The 21,237-nt window shown below is 40.3% G+C and carries 21 protein-coding genes; 12 read left to right on the top strand and 9 right to left on the bottom strand.

The features are described from left to right. Nucleotides 1-4: 4 nt before the first annotated feature. From PSF27_RS05700 to PSF27_RS05665, 8 genes are all read right to left on the bottom strand, one after another. On the bottom strand, nucleotides 5-2,515 hold the full coding sequence (locus tag PSF27_RS05700) for a fimbria/pilus outer membrane usher protein (RefSeq protein WP_206082476.1): 2,511 nt from the start codon (nucleotides 2,513-2,515) through the stop codon (nucleotides 5-7). Between the two features lie 14 nt (nucleotides 2,516-2,529). After that, nucleotides 2,530-3,222: a fimbrial biogenesis chaperone gene (locus PSF27_RS05695; protein ID WP_206082475.1), complete on the bottom strand. Its 693-nt coding sequence runs from the start codon at nucleotides 3,220-3,222 to the stop codon at nucleotides 2,530-2,532. A 47-nt stretch (nucleotides 3,223-3,269) separates the two neighbouring features. Further along, nucleotides 3,270-3,863, bottom strand: a complete 594-nt coding sequence (locus PSF27_RS05690) for a fimbrial protein (RefSeq protein ID WP_206082474.1) — start codon at nucleotides 3,861-3,863, stop codon at nucleotides 3,270-3,272. Nucleotides 3,864-4,322: 459 nt separating this feature from the next. Beyond that, the gene (locus PSF27_RS05685; protein ID WP_206082473.1) at nucleotides 4,323-5,600 is read right to left on the bottom strand and encodes a TRAP transporter large permease; all 1,278 of its coding nucleotides are present in this window, start codon (nucleotides 5,598-5,600) and stop codon (nucleotides 4,323-4,325) included. Then, nucleotides 5,591-6,070 (bottom strand): TRAP transporter small permease, encoded by a 480-nt coding sequence (locus PSF27_RS05680; protein WP_206082472.1) that lies wholly within the window; start codon nucleotides 6,068-6,070, stop codon nucleotides 5,591-5,593. The genes PSF27_RS05685 and PSF27_RS05680 overlap by 10 nt, the downstream gene beginning before the upstream one ends. A gap of 77 nt (nucleotides 6,071-6,147) precedes the next feature. Beyond that, the gene (locus PSF27_RS05675) at nucleotides 6,148-7,152 is read right to left on the bottom strand and encodes a C4-dicarboxylate TRAP transporter substrate-binding protein (RefSeq protein WP_206082471.1); all 1,005 of its coding nucleotides are present in this window, start codon (nucleotides 7,150-7,152) and stop codon (nucleotides 6,148-6,150) included. Between the two features lie 46 nt (nucleotides 7,153-7,198). Then, nucleotides 7,199-8,647 (bottom strand): tagaturonate reductase, encoded by a 1,449-nt coding sequence (locus tag PSF27_RS05670; RefSeq protein ID WP_442958940.1) that lies wholly within the window; start codon nucleotides 8,645-8,647, stop codon nucleotides 7,199-7,201. A gap of 359 nt (nucleotides 8,648-9,006) precedes the next feature. Further along, nucleotides 9,007-9,912 carry a GntR family transcriptional regulator gene (locus PSF27_RS05665; protein WP_206082469.1) on the bottom strand — a complete coding sequence of 302 codons (906 nt, stop codon included), beginning with the start codon at nucleotides 9,910-9,912 and terminating at the stop codon, nucleotides 9,007-9,009. A gap of 142 nt (nucleotides 9,913-10,054) precedes the next feature. Here PSF27_RS05665 and PSF27_RS05660 point away from each other — a divergent pair, with 142 nt between their 5' ends. Continuing rightward, nucleotides 10,055-11,071, top strand: coding sequence for a zinc-binding alcohol dehydrogenase family protein (locus PSF27_RS05660; protein WP_241016771.1), 1,017 nt, complete (start codon nucleotides 10,055-10,057; stop codon nucleotides 11,069-11,071). A gap of 51 nt (nucleotides 11,072-11,122) precedes the next feature. Here PSF27_RS05660 and suhB read toward each other — a convergent pair whose 3' ends face one another. After that, nucleotides 11,123-11,926, bottom strand: a complete 804-nt coding sequence (gene suhB / locus PSF27_RS05655) for an inositol-1-monophosphatase (RefSeq protein WP_206082467.1) — start codon at nucleotides 11,924-11,926, stop codon at nucleotides 11,123-11,125. A 123-nt stretch (nucleotides 11,927-12,049) separates the two neighbouring features. On the opposite strand from suhB, the gene trmJ reads away from it, so the two are divergent. The 11 genes from trmJ (at nucleotide 12,050) to PSF27_RS05600 (ending at nucleotide 21,123) form a co-directional block, all read left to right on the top strand. Continuing rightward, a complete protein-coding gene (gene trmJ, locus PSF27_RS05650) occupies nucleotides 12,050-12,781 on the top strand; it encodes a tRNA (cytosine(32)/uridine(32)-2'-O)-methyltransferase TrmJ (RefSeq protein ID WP_206082466.1) in 732 nt (243 codons plus the stop codon). A 119-nt stretch (nucleotides 12,782-12,900) separates the two neighbouring features. Further along, nucleotides 12,901-13,398 carry a Fe-S cluster assembly transcriptional regulator IscR gene (gene iscR / locus PSF27_RS05645; protein WP_206082465.1) on the top strand — a complete coding sequence of 166 codons (498 nt, stop codon included), beginning with the start codon at nucleotides 12,901-12,903 and terminating at the stop codon, nucleotides 13,396-13,398. 124 nt (nucleotides 13,399-13,522) lie between these two features. Further along, nucleotides 13,523-14,737, top strand: a complete 1,215-nt coding sequence (locus PSF27_RS05640) for an IscS subfamily cysteine desulfurase (RefSeq protein WP_225819018.1) — start codon at nucleotides 13,523-13,525, stop codon at nucleotides 14,735-14,737. Between the two features lie 24 nt (nucleotides 14,738-14,761). After that, nucleotides 14,762-15,148 (top strand): Fe-S cluster assembly scaffold IscU, encoded by a 387-nt coding sequence (iscU, locus tag PSF27_RS05635; RefSeq protein ID WP_206082463.1) that lies wholly within the window; start codon nucleotides 14,762-14,764, stop codon nucleotides 15,146-15,148. Nucleotides 15,149-15,357: 209 nt separating this feature from the next. Then, nucleotides 15,358-15,681, top strand: a complete 324-nt coding sequence (gene iscA / locus PSF27_RS05630; RefSeq protein ID WP_047756461.1) for an iron-sulfur cluster assembly protein IscA — start codon at nucleotides 15,358-15,360, stop codon at nucleotides 15,679-15,681. Between the two features lie 95 nt (nucleotides 15,682-15,776). Beyond that, nucleotides 15,777-16,298, top strand: coding sequence for a co-chaperone HscB (hscB, locus tag PSF27_RS05625; RefSeq protein WP_272681051.1), 522 nt, complete (start codon nucleotides 15,777-15,779; stop codon nucleotides 16,296-16,298). 12 nt (nucleotides 16,299-16,310) lie between these two features. Further along, nucleotides 16,311-18,161, top strand: coding sequence for a Fe-S protein assembly chaperone HscA (gene hscA / locus PSF27_RS05620; protein ID WP_272681050.1), 1,851 nt, complete (start codon nucleotides 16,311-16,313; stop codon nucleotides 18,159-18,161). 2 nt (nucleotides 18,162-18,163) lie between these two features. Continuing rightward, nucleotides 18,164-18,499 carry an ISC system 2Fe-2S type ferredoxin gene (gene fdx / locus PSF27_RS05615; protein WP_206082460.1) on the top strand — a complete coding sequence of 112 codons (336 nt, stop codon included), beginning with the start codon at nucleotides 18,164-18,166 and terminating at the stop codon, nucleotides 18,497-18,499. A 376-nt stretch (nucleotides 18,500-18,875) separates the two neighbouring features. Then, complete coding sequence (gene iscX / locus PSF27_RS05610) at nucleotides 18,876-19,076, top strand: Fe-S cluster assembly protein IscX (RefSeq protein ID WP_004912658.1); 201 nt, start codon at nucleotides 18,876-18,878, stop codon at nucleotides 19,074-19,076. A 172-nt stretch (nucleotides 19,077-19,248) separates the two neighbouring features. Further along, nucleotides 19,249-20,544, top strand: a complete 1,296-nt coding sequence (gene pepB / locus PSF27_RS05605; protein ID WP_206082457.1) for an aminopeptidase PepB — start codon at nucleotides 19,249-19,251, stop codon at nucleotides 20,542-20,544. Between the two features lie 126 nt (nucleotides 20,545-20,670). Next, nucleotides 20,671-21,123 carry an enhanced serine sensitivity protein SseB C-terminal domain-containing protein gene (locus PSF27_RS05600; RefSeq protein WP_225819013.1) on the top strand — a complete coding sequence of 151 codons (453 nt, stop codon included), beginning with the start codon at nucleotides 20,671-20,673 and terminating at the stop codon, nucleotides 21,121-21,123. The last annotated feature ends 114 nt before the right edge of the window (nucleotides 21,124-21,237 follow it).

Here is a 21,237-nt window from a genome sequence, read left to right as displayed (position 1 = left end):
TCCTTTATCGACAAAAATTATGGTTTTTATCCATGGTATTAACGGGGTCTTTAATTACGCACTCTGATTTTTCCTTAGAATTGAGCTTGATGTACAAAATGGAAGGCCATTGATCGCTCTTAATGTAGATCACTCCAGATTGCCCCACATAACCAATATTTTGTTTTTGTTCATTATTTACCTCAGTACCAAATGGCAGACTTTCCCCATTGGCCAGTGAGGCTCTAAATATGTAAGTTTGACGCGTGTCTGTTTCGAGTTTGATATAATTCACGGCACCTTGATACGGGCTCACATTAGCCATATTGCCAAGGACTTCTGCGCCTGATGTTTTGTCAGTATCAGAAAGGGTATAGGTATTTGTTCGATAAGGTGTTGAATTCGCAACCAATACGACACCTTGCTGATTGGTGAGGGTGGTTTTATCTGAATTGACCATCATGTTATTAGCCAACGGCGCTTCGATAATGGTGTAGGTTTGGCCTGTTTCTCCTGAAAAAACGATATGTTCAGGAATGGCGACCACCGTTCCTCTTGCCCCTAAACCCGCTTGGCGGTAGTTATTGGCTTCAGTATATGAACCTGACAGGGTCGTCGATGGCAGTTGATAGCTGGCATTTGCCCCCACTAAATTATTCCCGCCACTTTGGTTGGTCGCTGTCACTGTGTAATTGACTTGATCATTTTTACCCGCAATGCCGCTAACGCTCAACGCTGTTTGTTGGTAATGTGAATCGGTAAAGTAACTGCCGAGATTAATATTGGCGCGTTTTTCAAACAAAGAGAATGGCACGCTGACATTCGCATACACCCGTGTTTCTTCTTTATTATCATAATTACGAATACGAGAAACCGATACACTGTAGGACACATCATTGTAGTTATTGGCATAGCCCGCTTGGTATTCACGGCTGCTGCCATGGGTATTCCAATAATCGCGATGGGTGCCAGAAACAAAGACCGAACCGTAACCATCGGCGAGTTGTTGATTCAAATTCAACGTAAAGGTATTTTTTGCACGAGACCCGCGCAGGGCATCAAAATTAGTTAATGATAAGTCGGAAGGTGCATCATTCCCCAGTTGTTGGGAAAGGTCATCTTGATAAGATTTCCACGCGCGATAGTTATCTTGGGCGTAGATAGTATCCATAAAGCTATAATAACCGCTCGTTGAGTAACGGTAAGACGCCAACGTTAAATTGGTTGAGGTTGAATTAATGTATTTGCTGTAAGTCAGTCGGTAACTTTGCCCACTCTGAGAGCCAGCGTCTAGTTTTGCATTTGCGTGTGTCACATCAGCGGAAATAGCACCAAAACTGAAGTTCCAACCACTCCCCACAACGCCGGAATAATATTTCTCACTGAACAACATACCTGCATAGAGAGTGACGAGGTTATTCAGGCCGTAGTGTATTTCACCTTGTGTAAAATTAGGCTGGTAGTGTGTGCTTTCAATGTTTGTTTTTCCAGCAAGAAGGTTGTAGGTATAAATGCCTTCTTTAAGCATATCAGGAACCGCAGAATAGGGGACGGTGAAGGTTTCTTTGCGGCCATCCGCCTCTTGTACAACGACAAATAAATCCCCCCCGCCTGCGCTGGGTTGAAGGTCGTTAAAGGAGAACTCACCTGGTGGGACGTTTTCTTGGTAAACTAAGTTATTATTTTGATAGACGCTGACCAATGCGTTGGTCTGAGCCACGCCGCGAATGATAGGAACAAAATTTTGGCTCGAGTTGGGATACATCCCCATTTCGGTCGCCAGCGCAATCCCACGAATACGCAGGCTGTTAAATAGCGCCGCAGGGGTGTAAAAATCACCGATTTTAACACCTGATTTTATTTGGCTAATGGGACGATAGGCATAACGCGTATTATTTTTCCATTTTGATGAACCATGGGAACTGTTGCGATAACTTGATTCATCCCTAAATTGCCACGCCCCTAAATTGACACCCGAATTGAGTGTTGCATAAAAATTATCGCTACTGGTTTTGGCATTTTTCTTTTCTTTATAGCTGTAATAATTTGTATTATAAGAAAAAATAATTGCAGGTTCACCGTAGTTCCATAAGCTTGGGTCGACATAGTTGGCCTCAGATTGTTTTAATGCCACTTGGGGCACCGTCATGTCGAGTCGTAATTCATTAATATTGAATTTGTAATGAACATTTGGCACTAAAGAATCAATAGGGATAACATCTTGCTGTTGAATTTTTTCAATCACACTTGGCGATAAGTTTAAATTTAACTTTTTAACATCGTTAGAGGAAAGGCTGATGACTTTACCGTCATGATCAATCTCAATTTCAAATTGGCCTTTCCAATTATTATTTACATAAAGATCTGCTAGTTGTTTTCCTGAAGGAATTTTACTGTCCGTATAAAATCGTGAAATATCACCCTGTGCGGATTTACCGACTAATAGGGATGTCTCAAATTCATCTGCTACCGCGTTTTTGAGACAGCTTTGCAGTCCTAATAAAATTAGGAAATAGAGATAGTTTTCTTTTTTCACGATGATATCTTCTTTTAAAGTTTAATATTGTGAGATTTGAAAACGCCATAATCATCGACATAAACTAAAACAAGGTCACGATTTTTTAATACCTGTTTTAACGGAAACTCAAGAGAAGACATTGGAGATATCATTCCTGAATCAATCAGTGAGTTTTTTTTATCATTGGTTGTTGTCAATGCAGCAACCGTAAAGTGATATTGCGAGTTATTTTTTATTAATAGGGTGTTATTGTTTAATTGGTAATTAATTTTATTAATTACATCGTCAGGTGATTCGGTTAATTCCACAGGACGATAAAAAATTTTTATTCGAGATCGCGTGGCTAACTGAATCGTATTTTTACCTTTAGCGGTATCGGGTGTTTTAGGAATATCCAGTACATTTAAATAAAATACACTTTCAATATGGTTAGGTAGAGTTTTATCTATTTTTTTTATTTTAAGTTGCTGTCCTTGTGAGCCTTCTATTTTTACAATAGGTGGCGAGAGATAAAAGGGTGCATCTGAATTCTCAGGGGTCGAATTTTCATCTCCACTATCAATCCATGACTGAACAAGAGAAGCTGTTTTACTATTGTTTGATAATTGTACTGCCATACTCTCAGCATCTGAAGGATAGATAATTCGAGTTCCCGTAATAATGACATTGGCAAATAAATTATTGGAAAATAAAATAACGAATAATAGGAGTGCTTTTTTCATCATAATATCCCTGTAAAGCCAGGCTAATAAAAGCCTGGCTTAGACGCTATTTATAAGTAGGAAACAGTGTAAATGACGTTAGATTGCAAAGCACCAACTTGGGCTGCGGTTGTATTCGTTTTATAATAACTTGCAATAAGGTTTAATGTTGCACCTGTTGCTCCAGTTGTATTTGCTGCGGTTAGGGCAGTATCAAATGTTGTATTTAACGGGATAGCAACAGTTGGCGATGTGGTTTGTGACAAGCTAAAACCCACATTACGAGCAACCGTTGGGTCGTTTTCATTCACGGTGGTATTCACCAGATATAGACCAGAAGGCGAGATATTACTGGAAGAAAAGTGCAGTTTTAACGTACCAGTAGGCGTACCCCCTCCAACTTGAGCACAATTCGAAAATGTTAATGCAAATGTCTTTTGGTTTTTGGTTATTACTGTATTTGCCGTTGTTCCAGCGTCAGTTGCAATAATTGGATCTAAGGCAATAGACATATCAGCACTATTACCACCATTAATAGTACAGGTAGTATCACTTATAGCGCCTGAGATTGAAATAATACCTCCAGGGCTGTTTGTTACTGCGAGTGCTGAACCTGATACAACAGATAAAGAAAGTAAAGACAGAGGTAGTATATATCTAGACATAGTTAACCCCATTAAGGTCAAGTAGAATAAAGTTATATAACTTTGAATGGCCGCCTGTTAATAATTAGCTGCCTTATTTCATGCTAGATATAGTTCTTATATTTTTCAAATATAAATTTAAAAAATAAAAAAATGAGATTGCCGTCTTTTGTATATTAATGAAAATAATGAAAATGTATTTTTAATTATAGATTAAAAAATACACTAAATAAGTGTTTTTTATGAATATTAAGATATTAATGTGAATGTTTCAGATGTTTTTGTCATTAGCGTGATTGTTTTTTTAGGGAGTTAAGAGCTAAGTTTAAAATAAATTCACGAAATTTTTAAATAGTGTAACTGTGTTACTTTGAAATTAATAATTCTGATTATTTTGATTTTAATTAATCTATAAAAATTATAAATGTAAAAAATGGTGGCTAGAATTATATCTAGCTACCATTTTAGAGGCGTTGTAAATTATAAACTAGGTAAAAAAGTGGTGAAGAATGGCATGAATGTAACTAATAATAAAACCACAATTAAGGCAAAGAAGAGTGGCATAACTTCACGGATAAAGTCGGCAATGCGTACACCTGTAATTGAAGTTGCAACAAACATGACTGTGCCCATTGGTGGTGTTAAACAACCAATTGCGAGATTGAGTATCATGACGATCCCAAAGTGAATAGGGTCAATTCCCAATAGTTTAACAGTAGGCATTAATAATGGAACAAGTACAATAATGGCGGCATTCCCTTCAATAAACATCCCTAAAATTAATAAAACGGCATTAACAATCATTAAAAATACGTAAGGATTATCAGAGAAGCTCGTCATCATTCTGGCGACATCTTGTGCGACTTGCTCGTTAGTTAACACCCATGCTAAAGCAGAGCAAGTCATGATAATTAGCATAATACTTGCGGTTGAACGGGCAGTTTCTAAGAATGAAGCTGCAATATCTTTTAATTTCATTTCACGATAAAAGAACGTGCCAATAATGATGACGTATAATACTGCGATAGCACCCGCTTCGGTTGGGGTGAAAATGCCAAATCGAATGCCACCGATAATGACTAATACTAATAAAAAGGCAGACATTGCCCCTTTACCTGTTTGATAAACTTCAGCAAAAGTCGGTGCTTTATCACGAGCAGGTTTATAACCTCGTTTTTTAGCAATAAGATAAATTGCAACCATTAATGCGACACAACACATTAAGCCAGGAATAATGGCAGCCATAAACATTTTGCCAATAGAAACATCGGCAACAAAACCATAAATAATTAGGGCAATCCCTGGGGGGATAATTGGGGTAATAAGTGAGCCAGCCGCGGTCACTGCGGCAGAAAAGCTTTTTCCATAGCCTAATTTGGTCATTTCTGGCACTAACATTTTAGACAGCATAGCGCAGTCCGCAAGGTTAGATGCAGAAAGCCCGCCCATCATCGTGCTGAGCAAAACGTTTGATTGCGCCAAACCGCCAGGATAGTGGCCAGATAATGTGCCAGTAAACTTCAACATTCGGCTTGTTATTCCAGTGTAATTTAACAAGTTACCTAGCAAAATAAAAAATGGGATTGCGAGTAAAGTAACGTTCTCACCAGCACCAATAATACGCTGTACAGCGATGAGTGGCGAAATATCCCCAGCGGAAAAGAAATATGTTAATAACGCGATTAATACACTTAAGAAAATTGGAACATTAATTAAAAAACAAAAAATTAAGACAATACAGGCGATAACTACTGACATGGTTTATCCCCTTTAATCAGTTTGCTCATATCTTCCAATAAATGCTGAACGGAAAATAACACCATAATGGATGCACCAATAGGAACGGAGAGGTCGATGTAATAATAAGAAACGCCGATTATTGGAGTGATCTTATCTTCGGCGATTAGAGAGAGTTCATAGCCAAGGTAGCCAAAAATAGATAACGCAACGATGGCCATAATATGCGTTATTACGGCGATAGATAATTGTATTTTTTGAGGAAAAAGAGATGTAATTGCATCAATGCTAACATGCATCCTTTTTCCAGCAGCTGAAGCAGCGCCGATCATGACTAACCATATGTAGCAAATGATGAGAACCTCTTCACTCCACATTAGCGGATCATTCAGCAGCCAGCGCATGAATACAGCAAGAATTGTGATAATGACAATCGCAGCGACAGCTAACGATGAAACAATATCACTTAGTTTCCCTAGAAATTTAAACATAAAAGATCCTTGCGAAAGTCATAAATAACCATTTATTAATTTAAAAATATTGGCGGTTTAACCGCCAATATAGATGGTTAGTTATTAATAATATCTTGTGTTTGTTGATATAAATTCGCAGACCATTCAGGGAATTCGTTATAGAATGGTTTTGATTTTTCTTTGAAAAGGGTACGGTCAACTTCAACAACAGTGACACCTTCACTTTTCATTTTCTCAATAATTTCTTTTTCTTCTTTCAGGACTAATTCGGTGAGGTATTGACCAGCTTCATTCCCCGATTCAACCAAGGCGAGTTGGATATTTTCAGGTAATTTATTATATGTTTTGCTACCCATAACTAAGTTAGTAACGTTTTCAACGTGGCCAGTTAAAATTAAGTATTTCGCTGCTTCATGGTGTTTTTGACCGTATAACACAGGAATTGGATTCTCTGCACCATCAATAATTTTAAGATTAAGTGCAGTATAAACTTCAGCTAATGGCAATGGTGTCGGTGTAGCTCCCATTGCTTCTAATCCTTTAATTTGGATTTTGTTGTTCGGTACGCGAATTTTTAGACCTTTTAGATCATCTGGAGTTTGCACCATTTTATTTGCTAAAATATGACGAGACCCATACAACCAATCTTTAGAAACAACATGCAACCCTTTTTTGTCTAGCTGCTGTTCCAGCGAGCTATACCAAGGAGAGGCATTTAATTTAAAAATGTCCTTATATGACAGGCCTAGATATGGGCCGAACATGATGCCGTAGTCAGGAACATAATCTGAAAAGAAAGCACCATCTGCGAGAGTGATAAGTGGACTACCTAATTTCATCTGCTCAATGACATCTTTTTTCGAACCTAATTGTGAGCTTGGGTAAGGAATAAGTTCACCTTCACCATTGGTTTTTTCATTGAATTTTTTTGCCCATTCATGAATAGCGAGATCAAAAGGTTCTCCAGGGTTATTTTCGTAAGCGACTTTAAGCTTATACTTTGCTTCTGCAAAAGCGGTTCCTGCCATACTGCCCATTAAAAACATGGCGCTGAGTGTTAAGCCTAGAATATTCTTCCCGTTTAATGTGCTCAGTTTCATAAGTGTATCTCCTGTAGGGGGACTTATTGTTTTAAATAGTTATTGTTTATTTGGTGTATCGTGCTTCAAGTATTGCTTGAGTGCCACTGCGTAAAATATGTGTAACCTTTAAGGCGATATCCTCAGTTAACGAATCAATTTGATTGAGATCTATTTCCCATAAATCTGACATGGCGAGCACATTGTAAGTGAGCTGCGTAATATCGGTATCATAGAGTTCGTCCCAAACCTTAAATCGTTCCAGTAAATATTCATCATCCTTCAATGGAATAGTCAGATGGTTGAATTTGCCACGATAAAAGACAATTAAAGCTGCAAGTGAAAATGAAATACAATAGGGGATAGCATTACGTTGTTGAGAATACGAAATTAACTGGGGTAATAACCGCGTTTTAAATTTAGTGAGCGAATTAAGGGAAATGGAAAGTAATTCATGCTCAATGTAGGGATTATTAAAGCGATCAATAACATCTGCAGCAAACTGATTTAACTCAGAGGGTTGTTGGGATAAAACAGGGATAACTTCATGAGTGATAAGCTCATTAACATAGGCCAAAAAGGTTGGGTTGGAAGTCACCTCTCTGACGGTTTTTATGCCAGCTAAGTAAGCAACAGGCACCATTGAGGTATGAGCACCATTAAGAATAGCAACCTTACGTTCTTTATAGGGTTTAATGTCATCAACAATTTTGATATTTAATGGAAGAGAATTAAGCTTCAATTTTTCCTCTAAGATCTTTGGACCTTGTATGACGAATAGATAAAAATATTCAGCAGTAACGAGAAAATCGTCTTTGTAGCCTAATTCGCTTTCTAATTTTTCAATTTCGTTTTTTGGGTAACCAGTGACTATTCTATCCACTAATGTGGAGCAAAAGGTATTGTGTTCATTTAGCCAAGTAACAAACTCATCTGGCAGATCCCAATCTTGTGCATGTTGAAGAACAAATTCTTTAAGCTTTTCACCATTATAATCAATGAGTTCACAAGGTATAATAAATAAACCTTTATCTTTATCCCCTTTAAAATATTGGTAACGATGGAACAAAAACTGGGTCAATTTGCCTGGGAAGCTCTTTGCTGGTTTTTCTTCAAAACAGACATCATGATGATACACAATGCCAGCTTCAGTGGTGTTAGAAAATATCCATTGCAGTTCAGGATTTTCTGCACATTTTATAAATTCATCATATTCAGAATAAATAAGTATTTCTCTATTAACTGAATTTATAATTCTAATATCAGCAACTTGTTGCTGTTGTTCGTTAAGTCCCCTGGTGATGGCAGTGTATAGGCCATCTTGTTTATTGATTGATGGGTGAGCAGAGTCAATGGGCCTCACAAGTGTAATGCCGCTATTGAAATCTGTTTTTTCATTAAGTTGGTCAACCATCCAATCAATAAATGCACGTAAAAAATTACCTTCCCCAAATTGAAGAATTTTTTCAGGGTATTGCTTTGTCACCATTGACTTTCGGTTCAGGTAATAATTCATAGCCATTCCTCTAGTTATTATGCGTATATATGTTCTGGTGTGGACTCAGACTAGAAGTATTTAGAGAAAGGCACTATTAATTGCATCAATTTTGTGGATTAAATGGCTTTTTCATGCTTTTAATCTGTTTTTTATGAGTAAAAAACAGTTTTTAATTTAAAGTTGATTGGGGGTGTTTGTTTAATTTATTGATATTAAATTGATTTTTCTTTATTTCGCTTTGTTTTTAAATGTTATTTATAGTTTATTTGGTTTTTTTAAGGAAAAATCCAGATAAAAACAAAATAATGAAAATAAGAGTAGATGAGAAAAATCAATTGTTTCCCTATGGTGATATAACAAATTATTTATGGTTCGATTTACTCGTAAGTTTGTTGAATAGAATTGATCATAGTTCGTTTAGCGGTGTCTAAATGGTGGCGAAGCTCATTCATTGCCACAAGGTCATTACGACTAATTAGTGCACTGAGAATGGTCATATGTTCTTCAATTGCAAGCACATTTCGCTCTTTTAGGTCTGATTCATCCCACTGATATTGGAAGTGGAAAATAACAGTAATTATTTCAAGTGACTGATTAAAGAAAGGGTTATTAGCACCTGATAAAATTAAACTGTGTAATTCATAGTCAAGTTGAGAGAAGTCCCGGTAATTGATTGTGACGGTTTCCCTCAGGGCGCGATGTTTTAAAAGTAACTCTTTCGCTAAAATCCAGCGGTGGTCATCCGCGGGTAAGTTTAAAAAGTGTGTTAGTGCATTGGTTTCAAGTAATTCTCTGAATTCAAATAATTTTTCTGCATACTCGCGGGAAAATTTCATCATGTGCCAGTTGCCGCGATGGGTGTTTTTAATCAGACCATAACGTGAAAACTCAACTAAAAACTCACGTACTACACTGGAATTCACATGGCTTTTTTTAGCTAATTGAAGTTCAGTAAATGTGTCACCTGGCATCAATTCCTTTTCTTTTATCATTTGATAAAAGGCTTTTTCGAATAAAACGATTTGTTGATCGGGGAGGCTAGACTCAACGGGGAAGAAATCATTTTTGTTAGGGTATCGGGAAACATGATATTCACTCCCTTGTTTTTCAATGATTTTCTTTTCTAGTAAATATTCTATCGTATGTCTTACCGTCGTACGACTGATATTAAACATCTCCGCTAAAGATGATTGTGAAGGAAATGGCGAAGACAGTAGATTTTTATGAATAGCGTCTAGGAATTCATTAATTGAACTGTAACGTAAGTTTTTACTTCTTACCATCTTCAGTATCCCTCTATGATTTTTATGTTTAAAAAACCGATTTAATACCGATTTGAAAACATTTAATCACAAAAATTAGTTGTTTAATACCTAATTTATGTTTTTTAAATTAAAAAAGACGGATTAATTGATGGAGGGTGATATGAAGCAATTGATTTGTCAGGAACCAAAAAAATTAGTTTACCAGCAAGTGGAAGAACCTGTTGTTAAGGCTGGGCGAGTCAAAATAAAGATACATGCGGTAGGAATTTGTGGAACAGATATTCATGCGTGGGGAGGGAATCAGCCCTTTTTTCAGTACCCACGTGTCTTAGGGCATGAAATTTCGGGGACTATTTGTGCAGTTGCTGATGATGTAAAACAATGGAAAGTGGGGCAGCGTGTTGCTGTAATGCCTTATGTGGCATGCTATGAATGTGGTGCATGTAAAAGCGGGAAAACCAATTGTTGTGAAAAAATTTCAGTGATTGGTGTGCACGAAGATGGTGGGTTTTGTGAATATCTGAATGTCCCTGAAAAAAATATATTAGCCATTGAAGACAGCGTGTCTGATATCGATGGGGCGTTAATTGAACCTTTCGCTATTAGTGCCCACGCGGTGAGACGAGCACAAATTAAACCAAATGATGCCATTCTTGTAGTCGGTGCGGGGCCTATTGGTCTTGGCGTTGCAGCTATTGCAAAAGCAGATGGAGCAAATGTTCTTGTTGCTGATACTAGCTTGGCAAGACGCCAACATGTTGAAAAAGTATTGGGTGTAAAAACCTGTGATCCTGCTTCTGAGGACTATCTGGCCGTCATTGAAGCCTATTTTGGCGGGATGTTAGCCGAAAAATTGATTGATGCCACGGGTAACCCGCATGCGATGAATAATACCGTTAATTTAATTCGTCATGGTGGGCAAGTTATTTTTGTGGGGTTATTCAAAGGCAACCTTTCATTCTCTGATCCTGATTTTCATAAAAAAGAAACCACAATGATGGGCAGTCGTAATGCGACCCCTGAAGACTTTAATAAAGTTGCTAGACTGATGGCTGAAGGTAAAATATCAAGTGAAATGATGCTTACTCACCAGTTTGATTTTGATTCCATTGGCGAGCGTTATGAGCAAGATGTTATCAATAATCGTGACTTAATCAAAGGTGTTATTTTATTTTAAAATGGCCACAAAAAAGCCCACATATGAAGTGGGCTTTAACGAAAAGAGAAATTAACGTTTTAACGCTTCAGATAATTCATCTTTCATGATGGACAGCATATCGCGAACAACGCGTGGGCTACCTGCAACTAAGTTACCAGAAGCTAAATAGTTATGGCCACCGATAAAGTCAGTCATAATCCCACCAGCTTCACGCATGATGAGCTCGCCGCCTAAAAAATCCCATGGTTTTAAACCGATTTCAAAATACGCATCGACACGGCCAGCAGCCACATAGCATAAGTCTAATGCAGCAGAACCTGTACGACGGAAATCCGCACATTTATCAAACATCGCTGTCATGATGTTCATAAATACAGGGGCGTGTTGTTTTTGTTTGAATGGGAAGCCTGTTGCAACGATAGCACCATCAAGGTCACGTTTCTCATCAATACGGACGCGGTAACCGTTCAATTGCGCGCCTTGTCCACGAACTGCACTGAATAATTCATTGCGCATTGGATCGTAAACCACAGCAACTTCAGTACGGCCTTTAACGCGTACAGCGATAGAAACAGAGAAGTGAGGGAGACGTTTTGTGAAGTTGGTAGTGCCATCCAGTGGATCGATTACCCATTGAACATCATCATCTTTACCTAATAATTCACCACTTTCTTCAGTGATAATTGTGTGGTCTGGATAAGACTTACGGATGATTTCAATAATTAATTGCTCAGATTCTTGGTCAACGTTAGTAACGAAATCGTTCGTTCCTTTCTGAGTGACTTTAATATTGCTAGGCATTTCATAGTTTTTAGCTATGTGATTACCGGCCTTACGTGCGGCACGTATGGCGATGTTAAGCATCGGATGCATGGGCTTTTTCCACTGGAATGTTAAAGAACAAAAAACTTGAGAGCAGAAGTATATAGATGTTCGTCACAATAAGCAATTTTGTGTTAAGCTATGCCGATAATTTTTTCATTAAACGTATAAACCATGCTAGAAAATATTCGTATCGTTCTTGTTGAGACCTCACACACAGGCAATATGGGTTCCACCGCCCGTGCAATGAAAACCATGGGGCTTTCAAATCTGTACCTCGTCAATCCTCTTGTTGAACCTGACTCGCATTCAATCGCACTTTCTGCAGGGGCGAGCGATGTTATTGGTAACGCGACTATCGTCAAAACGTTAGATGAAGCCCTTGAAGGATGTAAGTTGGTGATTGGTACCAGCGCACGTTCGCGGACGTTGTCTTGGCCGATGGTTGAGCCACGGGAATGTGGTGTAAAATCTGTTGAGCAATCAAAAGAATCGCCAGTCGCGATTGTTTTTGGTCGTGAACGTGTTGGTTTGACCAACGAAGAATTGCAAAAATGCCAGTATCACTTGTATATCCCAACTAACCCTGAGTATGGTTCTTTAAACCTTGCTATGGCGGTACAATTGGTCAGTTATGAGATCCGTATGGCGTATTTAGCCATGGATGAAAAAAATCCCGTGACCTCAAATGATGATGAGGTAGAATATCCCCCCTCTGAAGATGTTGAACGTTTTTATGTGCACCTTGAAAGCGTATTAAATGAATCGGGCTTTATTCGCAAAGCGCATCCAGGCTTAATTATGAATAAGTTACGTCGTTTATTTACTCGTGCGCACATTGAAACCCAAGAGCTACACATTCTGCGCGGTATCTTAACGTCGATGGAAAAATGGGCGAAAAAGTGAGGCGAAATCCGTGGTGAAAGTCAGTGAATAATACTTGAGTAAAATAGTCAGGTAAATAGTTGACTAAATTACTCAGGAATGTCACAATTCAGCCATATTTTACCACGGAGTAATATGTTATGAGACTCACTTCCAAAGGACGTTACGCAGTAACTGCGATGTTAGATGTCGCGTTACACTCTCAGTCTGGTCCAGTACCTTTAGCTGATATTTCTGAACGTCAGGGAATTTCCCTCTCTTATCTTGAGCAACTTTTCTCTCGTTTACGTAAAAACGAGCTAGTTTCTAGCGTTCGCGGTCCGGGCGGTGGTTATTTGCTTGGTAGAGACGCTGACCAAATTTTTGTTGCTGAGGTAATCGCTGCGGTTGATGAATCGGTTGATGCAACCCGTTGCCAAGGTAATAAAGAAGGTTGTCAAAACGGCGACCGCTGTTTAACGCATGCATTATGGCGTGACTTAAGTGACAGAATCACCAGTTTCCTTAGCAGCATCAGTCTTGATGAGCTCGTGAAAAATCAAGAAGTGATGGTTGTGGCTGATAGACAAGATAATGAACAACGTAAAAGCATGCCAAACGGCATCACGCCTGAATCCATTATCAATGTACGTGCTTAAAATATTATATTAAAAATTGCAGTCGATACCGAGTAGTGAGTGCCTAGACGAAGAGCTAAGTTCCGCCATCGGTGTCTTTAAAAAATTAAAGGCAAGTTAGCTTGTCCTTTGGAGTATGTGAGCAATGAAATTACCAATCTATCTTGATTATTCAGCAACAACACCGGTTGACCCGCGTGTGGCTGAAAAAATGATGCAATGCTTAACAATGGATGGGAACTTCGGTAACCCTGCATCCCGTTCTCATCGCTTTGGCTGGCAAGCCGAAGAGGCGGTTGATATTGCACGCAACCAAATCGCTGAATTAGTGGGTGCTGACCCGCGTGAAATCGTCTTTACGTCAGGCGCAACGGAGTCTGATAACTTAGCCATTAAAGGCGCAGCGAATTTCTATAAAAAGAAAGGCAACCACATTATTACCTGTAAAACGGAACATAAAGCCGTTTTAGACACTTGTCGCCAATTAGAACGTGAAGGCTTTGAAGTGACCTATTTGTCACCACAAAGCAATGGCTTAATTGCGATGCAAGACCTAATTGACGCTATTCGCGAAGAAACCATTCTGATTTCTATCATGCATGTGAACAACGAAATCGGTGTGGTTCAGGATATCGAGGCTATCGGTGAATTATGCCGTAGCAAAGGCATCGTTTTCCACGTGGATGCAACACAAAGCGTGGGTAAATTACCTATCGACTTAAGTGCGTTAAAAGTGGATTTAATGTCATTCTCTGCACACAAATTGTATGGCCCTATGGGTATCGGTGCGCTGTATGTTCGCCGTAAACCGCGTATTCGCCTTGAAGCACAACAACACGGTGGCGGTCATGAGCGCGGTATGCGTTCAGGGACATTACCTGTACATCAAATCGTGGGCATGGGTGAAGCTTATCGTATCGCTAAAGAAGAAATGGCAGCGGAATCTGAACGTCTGCGTGGCCTGCGTTTACGTCTGTGGAATGGCATTAAAGATATCGAAGAAGTTTACCTCAATGGTGATTTGGAACACGGTGCGCCGCACATTCTGAACGTCAGCTTCAACTATGTTGAAGGTGAATCACTGATGATGTCATTAAAAGATTTGGCTGTATCTTCAGGCTCTGCATGTACTTCTGCAAGCTTAGAACCTTCTTATGTACTGCGCGCTTTAGGGATGAATGATGAGCTAGCACACAGCTCAATCCGTTTCTCTTTAGGTCGTTTCACGACAGAAGAAGAAATTGACTATGCAATCAAAATGATTCATGGCGCAATTGGCCACTTACGCGAGCTGTCTCCTTTATGGGAAATGTTTAAAGACGGCGTAGATCTTAACAGCATCGAATGGTCTCACCATTAATCAGACGGTTTCAGGAGTTTAAAAATGGCTTACAGTGAAAAAGTTATCGATCATTATGAAAACCCACGCAACGTTGGTTCATTCGACAACAGTGACCCAAGTGTCGGCAGTGGGATGGTAGGTGCACCTGCTTGTGGTGACGTCATGAAGCTGCAAATCAAAGTTAGCGATGACGGCATTATTGAAGATGCACGCTTTAAAACTTACGGTTGCGGCTCAGCAATTGCATCAAGTTCACTGGTGACTGAGTGGATGAAAGGCAAAAGCTTAGACGAAGCGGAGTCAATCAAAAATACAGCGATTGCAGAAGAGTTAGAATTGCCGCCAGTGAAAATTCACTGCTCAATTTTGGCAGAAGATGCAATTAAAGCTGCTATTGCAGATTACAAAAGCAAACGCCAAAGCAAATAAGGTTTAAATCAGTTTATAGGGCAACCCATATTAATAAATAACAAAAAGTTACCGCCCTATATCTGGTCAAAATATCGCTCATCCAACATGTTGAATATCGCTAAGTAAGTGATTACTTATCAACGGGGTGAAAGGTATAAAAATAATTTGAAGGCGGATGCGACAATTGTGTAGCATCTGCCTTGTTTGTTTCTAAAGTGAGGTTTGCAATGTCTATTTCTCTTACAGAAAGTGCAGCGCTGCGTATTCAATCTTTCCTGCAAAATCGCGGTAAAGGTGAAGGCTTGCGTTTAGGTGTAAGAACTTCAGGTTGTTCAGGAATGGCATATGTTCTTGAGTTCGCTGATATAATCAATGAAGAAGACACAGTTTTCGAAGATAAAGGTGTAAAAGTCATTGTCGATGGTAAAAGCATCGTTTATCTAGATGGTACCGAGCTGGATTTCGTCAAAGAAGGCTTAAACGAAGGGTTTAAATTCAATAACCCTAACGTCAATAGCGAATGCGGATGCGGTGAAAGTTTTCACGTATAATGCCTTCATAAACGCATGATTTTCGACCAATGTAGCTGATACTGTTAAACAACGTGTTTGTTGCATTGGTAACCGGTTCGAGACACTAAGCACTTATGGATTATTTTACTCTCTTTGGGTTAACCCAAAATTACGCAATTGATAGCGAACAACTCACACAGCGCTTTCAAGATTTACAGCGTCAATACCACCCTGATCGTTTTGCTGCCTCCTCTGAGCAGGAAAAAATGCAAGCCCTTCAAAAAGCCGCCACGATCAACGCGGCTTACCAATCTTTACGTCATCCGCTAAAACGCGCGGAATACCTGCTTTCATTGCATGGTTTCGATATTAATAATGAACAACATACTATGCATGATACTGTATTTTTGATGGAACAACTTGAGCTACGTGAAGAGCTCGACAATATCGAAAACAATGCCAATTCGCTTGACTTATTGGCGGTGTTTATAAAGAACGTCAAAAAAATGCAGCAAGATAGAAACTTGCTAATGGTCAACGAATTAGATGCGATGCAGTGGGAAAAAGCCGCTGATACTGTGCGTAAGCTGCGTTTTCTCGATAAGTTACAGCAACAAGCTGAGCAGCTCGAAGAACGGTTACTGGACGAATTTTAAGAGAAAACGATTATGGCCTTATTACAAATCAGTGAACCAGGTATGACCGCTGCGCCGCACCAACGCAAATTGGCGGCGGGTATCGACTTAGGTACGACGCACTCGTTGATCGCCACGGTACGTAGTGGTGAAGCAGCTGCACTACCAGATAGCCAAGGGCGTGTTTTGCTGCCCTCTATCGTCAATTACCAAACTACGGATAAGCGTGTAGGTTGGGATGCAAAGCAACTTGCAGAACAAGACCCCGTGAATACCATTATTTCTGTAAAAAGAATGATGGGACGTTCATTGGCTGATATTCAAAAACGCTACCCTGATTTGCCTTATCAATTAACCGCGAGTGAAAACGGATTACCGTTCATCCATACAGCGACAGGGCAAGTTGACCCTATTCAAGTGTCGTCCGATATCTTAAAAACACTGGCAAAACGCGCAGAAAACACCCTTGGCGGAGAAATGGATGGCGTGGTGATCACGGTGCCCGCTTATTTTGATGATGCGCAGCGTCAAGGAACCAAAGATGCGGCTCGCCTTGCGGGGCTGCATGTGTTGCGCTTGCTTAATGAGCCGACCGCCGCTGCAATTGCCTATGGTTTAGATTCAGGGCAAGAAGGGGTAATCGCAGTTTATGATCTCGGTGGCGGCACATTTGACGTGTCTATCTTACGTTTAAGTCGTGGTGTGTTTGAAGTATTAGCCACGGGAGGCGATACAGCGCTTGGTGGTGATGATTTTGACCACGTTCTTGCGCAGTGGATTGCCGACCAAGCCGGTGTTTCACTGCAAGGTGACCACCATTTAAATCGCCAGTTATTGAATATTGCCACTGACGTAAAAATTGCATTGAGTGATGCAGACACAGCCACTATTGAGCTGGCTAGTTGGCAGGGGAAAATTCATCGCGAACAATTTGAAGCATTGATTGAAACGCATATTAAGCGCACGTTAATGGCATCCCGTCGTGCATTAAAAGACGCGGGCGTAGAAGCGGATGAAGTGCTAAATGTCGTGATGGTCGGTGGTTCGACGCGTGTGCCACTTGTGCGTCAAAAAGTGGGGGCGTTTTTTGGTAAAACACCACTGACCTCCATCGACCCTGATAAAGTTGTCGCCATTGGCGCGGCTATCCAAGCCGATATTTTAGTGGGTAATAAGCCTGACAGTGACATGCTGCTTCTGGATGTGACCCCACTTTCCCTTGGTTTAGAAACCATGGGGGGGTTAGTGGAAAAAGTTATACCACGCAATACCACTATCCCAGTTGCCCGCGCACAAGAGTTCACAACATTCAAAGATGGTCAAACTGCAATGAGTGTTCATGTGGTACAAGGTGAGCGTGAAATGGTGGCAGATTGCCGTTCTTTAGCGCGTTTTACTCTGCGTGATATCCCCGCTATGGCGGCAGGTGGTGCGCATATTCGTGTCACATTCCAAGTGGACGCCGATGGCCTGCTCAGCGTGAGCGCCATGGAAAAATCCACGGGAGTAGAAGCCTCAATTCAAGTTAAGCCATCCTATGGTTTAACAGACAATGAAATTTCAAACATGATTAAAGATTCAATGACTAACGCGCAAGATGATTTAACTGCGCGCCGCCTAGCGGAGCAAAAAGTTGAAGCGGCAAGAGTGCTTGAAAGTTTAACGAGCGCATTAGCCCAAGATGCAAATTTACTGACGCCAAACGAAGAGTCAGAAATTGATAATGCGGTCAATGAGTTAATTAAAGCGGTTGAGGGTACTGACCCCATCGCAATTGAAAATGCCATTAAACAACTGGATAAGCAATCGCAGGATTTTGCTGCGCGTCGAATGGATGCATCTATTCGCCAAGCGTTGTCAGGCCATTCTGTGGATGAGATATAATTATGCCTAAAATAGTTTTTTTACCTCATAGTGATTTATGTCCAGACGGTGCTGTAGTTGAAGCACAAGAGGGTGAGTCGATTTTAAACGTGGCACTGCGTAGCGGTATCGAACTGGAACATGCCTGCGAGAAATCCTGTGCCTGCACAACCTGCCATTGTATAGTGCGCGAAGGCTTTGATTCTCTAGAAGAAAGCAGTGAATTAGAAGACGACATGCTGGATAAAGCATGGGGCCTAGAACCTGAAAGCCGACTGAGTTGCCAAGCAATGGTAGCGGATGAGGACTTAGTGGTGGAGCTGCCTAAATATACTATCAATCACGCCCGCGAACACTGATTTTTGTCATACTTCACGCCGTAGCGTTGTTGGCTTCTTTCGCTAATCCCTAGTCACATACTTTTGTATGCTCCTAGGGATTAGCGCAATTTGCCGCCTAGCTACAACGTGAATTATCTAAAAAATCGAAATGCTCGTCATATTTCGCGTTGTAGGGGTGTTGGCTTCTTTCAAGTACTCGGGTCACATACTTTTGTATGCTCCCCGAGATACCCTCAATCGCCGCCTACCTACAACACGAACTATCTAGAGCATTGAATAGTTAGTCATATTTTGCGTTGTAGGGGTGCTGGATACACGTGAACTATTTCGAACGTTGGATTGTGGGTTATATTTGGGGCTAACGAAAGCTTAATAATCAAATTGGTGAGAGAACATGAGTTTAAAATGGTCAAATAGCCGTGAAATCGGCGAAGCACTGTATGACGCGTTTCCAGATGTCGACCCTAAAACAGTTCGTTTTACGGATATGCACCAATGGATTTGCGACTTAGAAGAGTTTGATGATGACCCGCAAAAGTCGAATGAAAAAATCCTAGAAGCTATCTTGTTAGTTTGGCTGGATGAGTTCGAATAATTAGCAATTAATATTAAAGGCCGAGCAATCATTAGAAAATGTGCTCGGTTTTTTATTTTATATCAGCACTATAATGATATCGCTAACGCTATTTATCGGTTAAGGTAAAGGCATCTGCCGATAGATTATTGGGCTTTTGCTGTCGGTAAAAATAGACAAAGTGAGAAAAACGATGACAAAACAAATTATGCCAGTAATGATTTCTTGTGAGCCAGCAGCACCTTGTTGGGGCGAGGGCGCATTGTTAAGCTCTGGCGATAAAGGAATGACAATCCACCTGAAGCACGCTGGTAAACTTTGTGCAGTGCAAAGTGCGGGTCGCAAATTAGACGGCCAGGGTATCCGCAATGTTGCACTGACTGGCGAGGGTTGGGATTTAGAAAAAAGTTGGGCATTTTGGCAAGGTTTTCGTGCACCCAAAGGGGCAAGAACCATTGAATGGCCTGTATTGCCAGAGGATGACCGTAAAGAATTAGAAAACCGCATTCGCACCGTGGATTGGGTGCGCGATGTGATTAATGCGCCCGCAGAAGAACTCGGCCCTGAACAATTGGCTCAACGTGCTATCGATTTACTCTGTACCGTTGGTGCGCAAGATATTAGCTATCGTATTGTAAAAGGTGATGATTTATTAGAACAAGGTTATGCAGGTATTCATACCGTCGGTCGTGGCTCTAGCCGCCCACCTGTATTCTTAGCATTAGATTATAATCCAGGAGCAAGCCCTGATGCGCCCGTATTTGCGGCATTAGTGGGTAAAGGAATTACATTCGATTCAGGTGGTTATAGCATCAAGCCATCCTCTTCTATGAACTCTATGAAAGCGGATATGGGCGGGGCAGCAACACTAGCTGGCGCACTAGCATTAGCCATTTCACGCGGCTTGAAAAAACGTGTCAAAATGTTCTTGTGCCTAGCAGACAACATGGTCAGCGGCAATGCATTTAAATTAGGCGATATTATTCGTTACCGTAATGGTAAGTCCGTTGAAATTATGAACACGGATGCGGAAGGTCGTTTAGTCCTTGCGGACGGTTTGATTGATGCAAGCAAAGAAAAACCAACACTTATCATTGATGCAGCAACCTTAACGGGCGCAGCAAAAACAGCCGTAGGTGGCGATTACCACAGCGTTTTAAGCTTTGATGATAAATTAGTTGCCGATTTAATGAGTGCTTCTGATGCAGAGTTTGAACTATTTTGGCGCTTGCCACTAGCAGAATTCCATCGTCAACAGTTGCCATCAGGCTTTGCCGATTTAAATAACATTGCAGCGCCATCACACACCGCAGGTGCGAGCACCGCCGCAGCATTTTTATCCCACTTTGTTGAAAACTACCGTCAAAATTGGGTACATATTGACTGCTCTGCAACGTACCGTAAATCGCCAGTCAGCCTATGGGCTGAGGGCGCAACAGGTATAGGTGTGAGAACATTAGCGAATTTATTAATCAGTAAAGCAAAATAAATTGCGATTATTGATATCAGGCACGAAGGGGAAACTTTCCGTGCCTATTTTTTATCTCAACAATTTTTTACCTCAACAAAAGTACGCGTATAATAAACGATTATTTTTTCATGGTAGGGGATGAGCATGTCGCAGCAATCGAACAATCATAATGCGAACCAAGAAACTGAGATCCAATTTACAGAGTTAACGGTGCCGAAAGGTTCCTCGTTGAAATTAAGTGTGTTAGATGAAGAGCCACAAGCGATTGTCGATGCGCTGACTGAGTTTTTTAAGCAACATAAGGTCGTCAGACGGGCTTTTATGGTGTCAGCGCTTGAAGATGAAGAGGGTGACGAAAACCCTATTTTAATGATTGCATTGGAATTTACCACTGGCGCAGAGAATATCGATACAATTATTCATGAAGCAGGTACATTAGCTTGTGAGTATTTAAATGATGATGAATCGATTGATTTTTGTGTGGTCAATGAACATGAAAAAGGTATTAGTCATTTTATTACTCAACATGTTCAGCCGTTTTATCAGCGCCGTTTAGGCAGTTTTTTACGTGACACTATCCCTGTAAAAAATACCTGATAAAATCACGTATTGAGTGGGGAAACTGTATTTTCTCACTCATAAACAGATTATTGATAATTAATTATACGTATATTTCACTTCCTATTTATAAAATATCTCGCATTCCCACTG

Source organism: Providencia sp. PROV129, assembly GCF_028482245.1.
In the GTDB taxonomy this organism is placed as follows: Bacteria; Pseudomonadota; Gammaproteobacteria; order Enterobacterales; family Enterobacteriaceae; genus Providencia; species Providencia vermicola.
The sequence above is the reverse complement of the archived record's forward strand: the minus strand, read 5'-3'. Positions and strand labels throughout refer to the sequence as shown.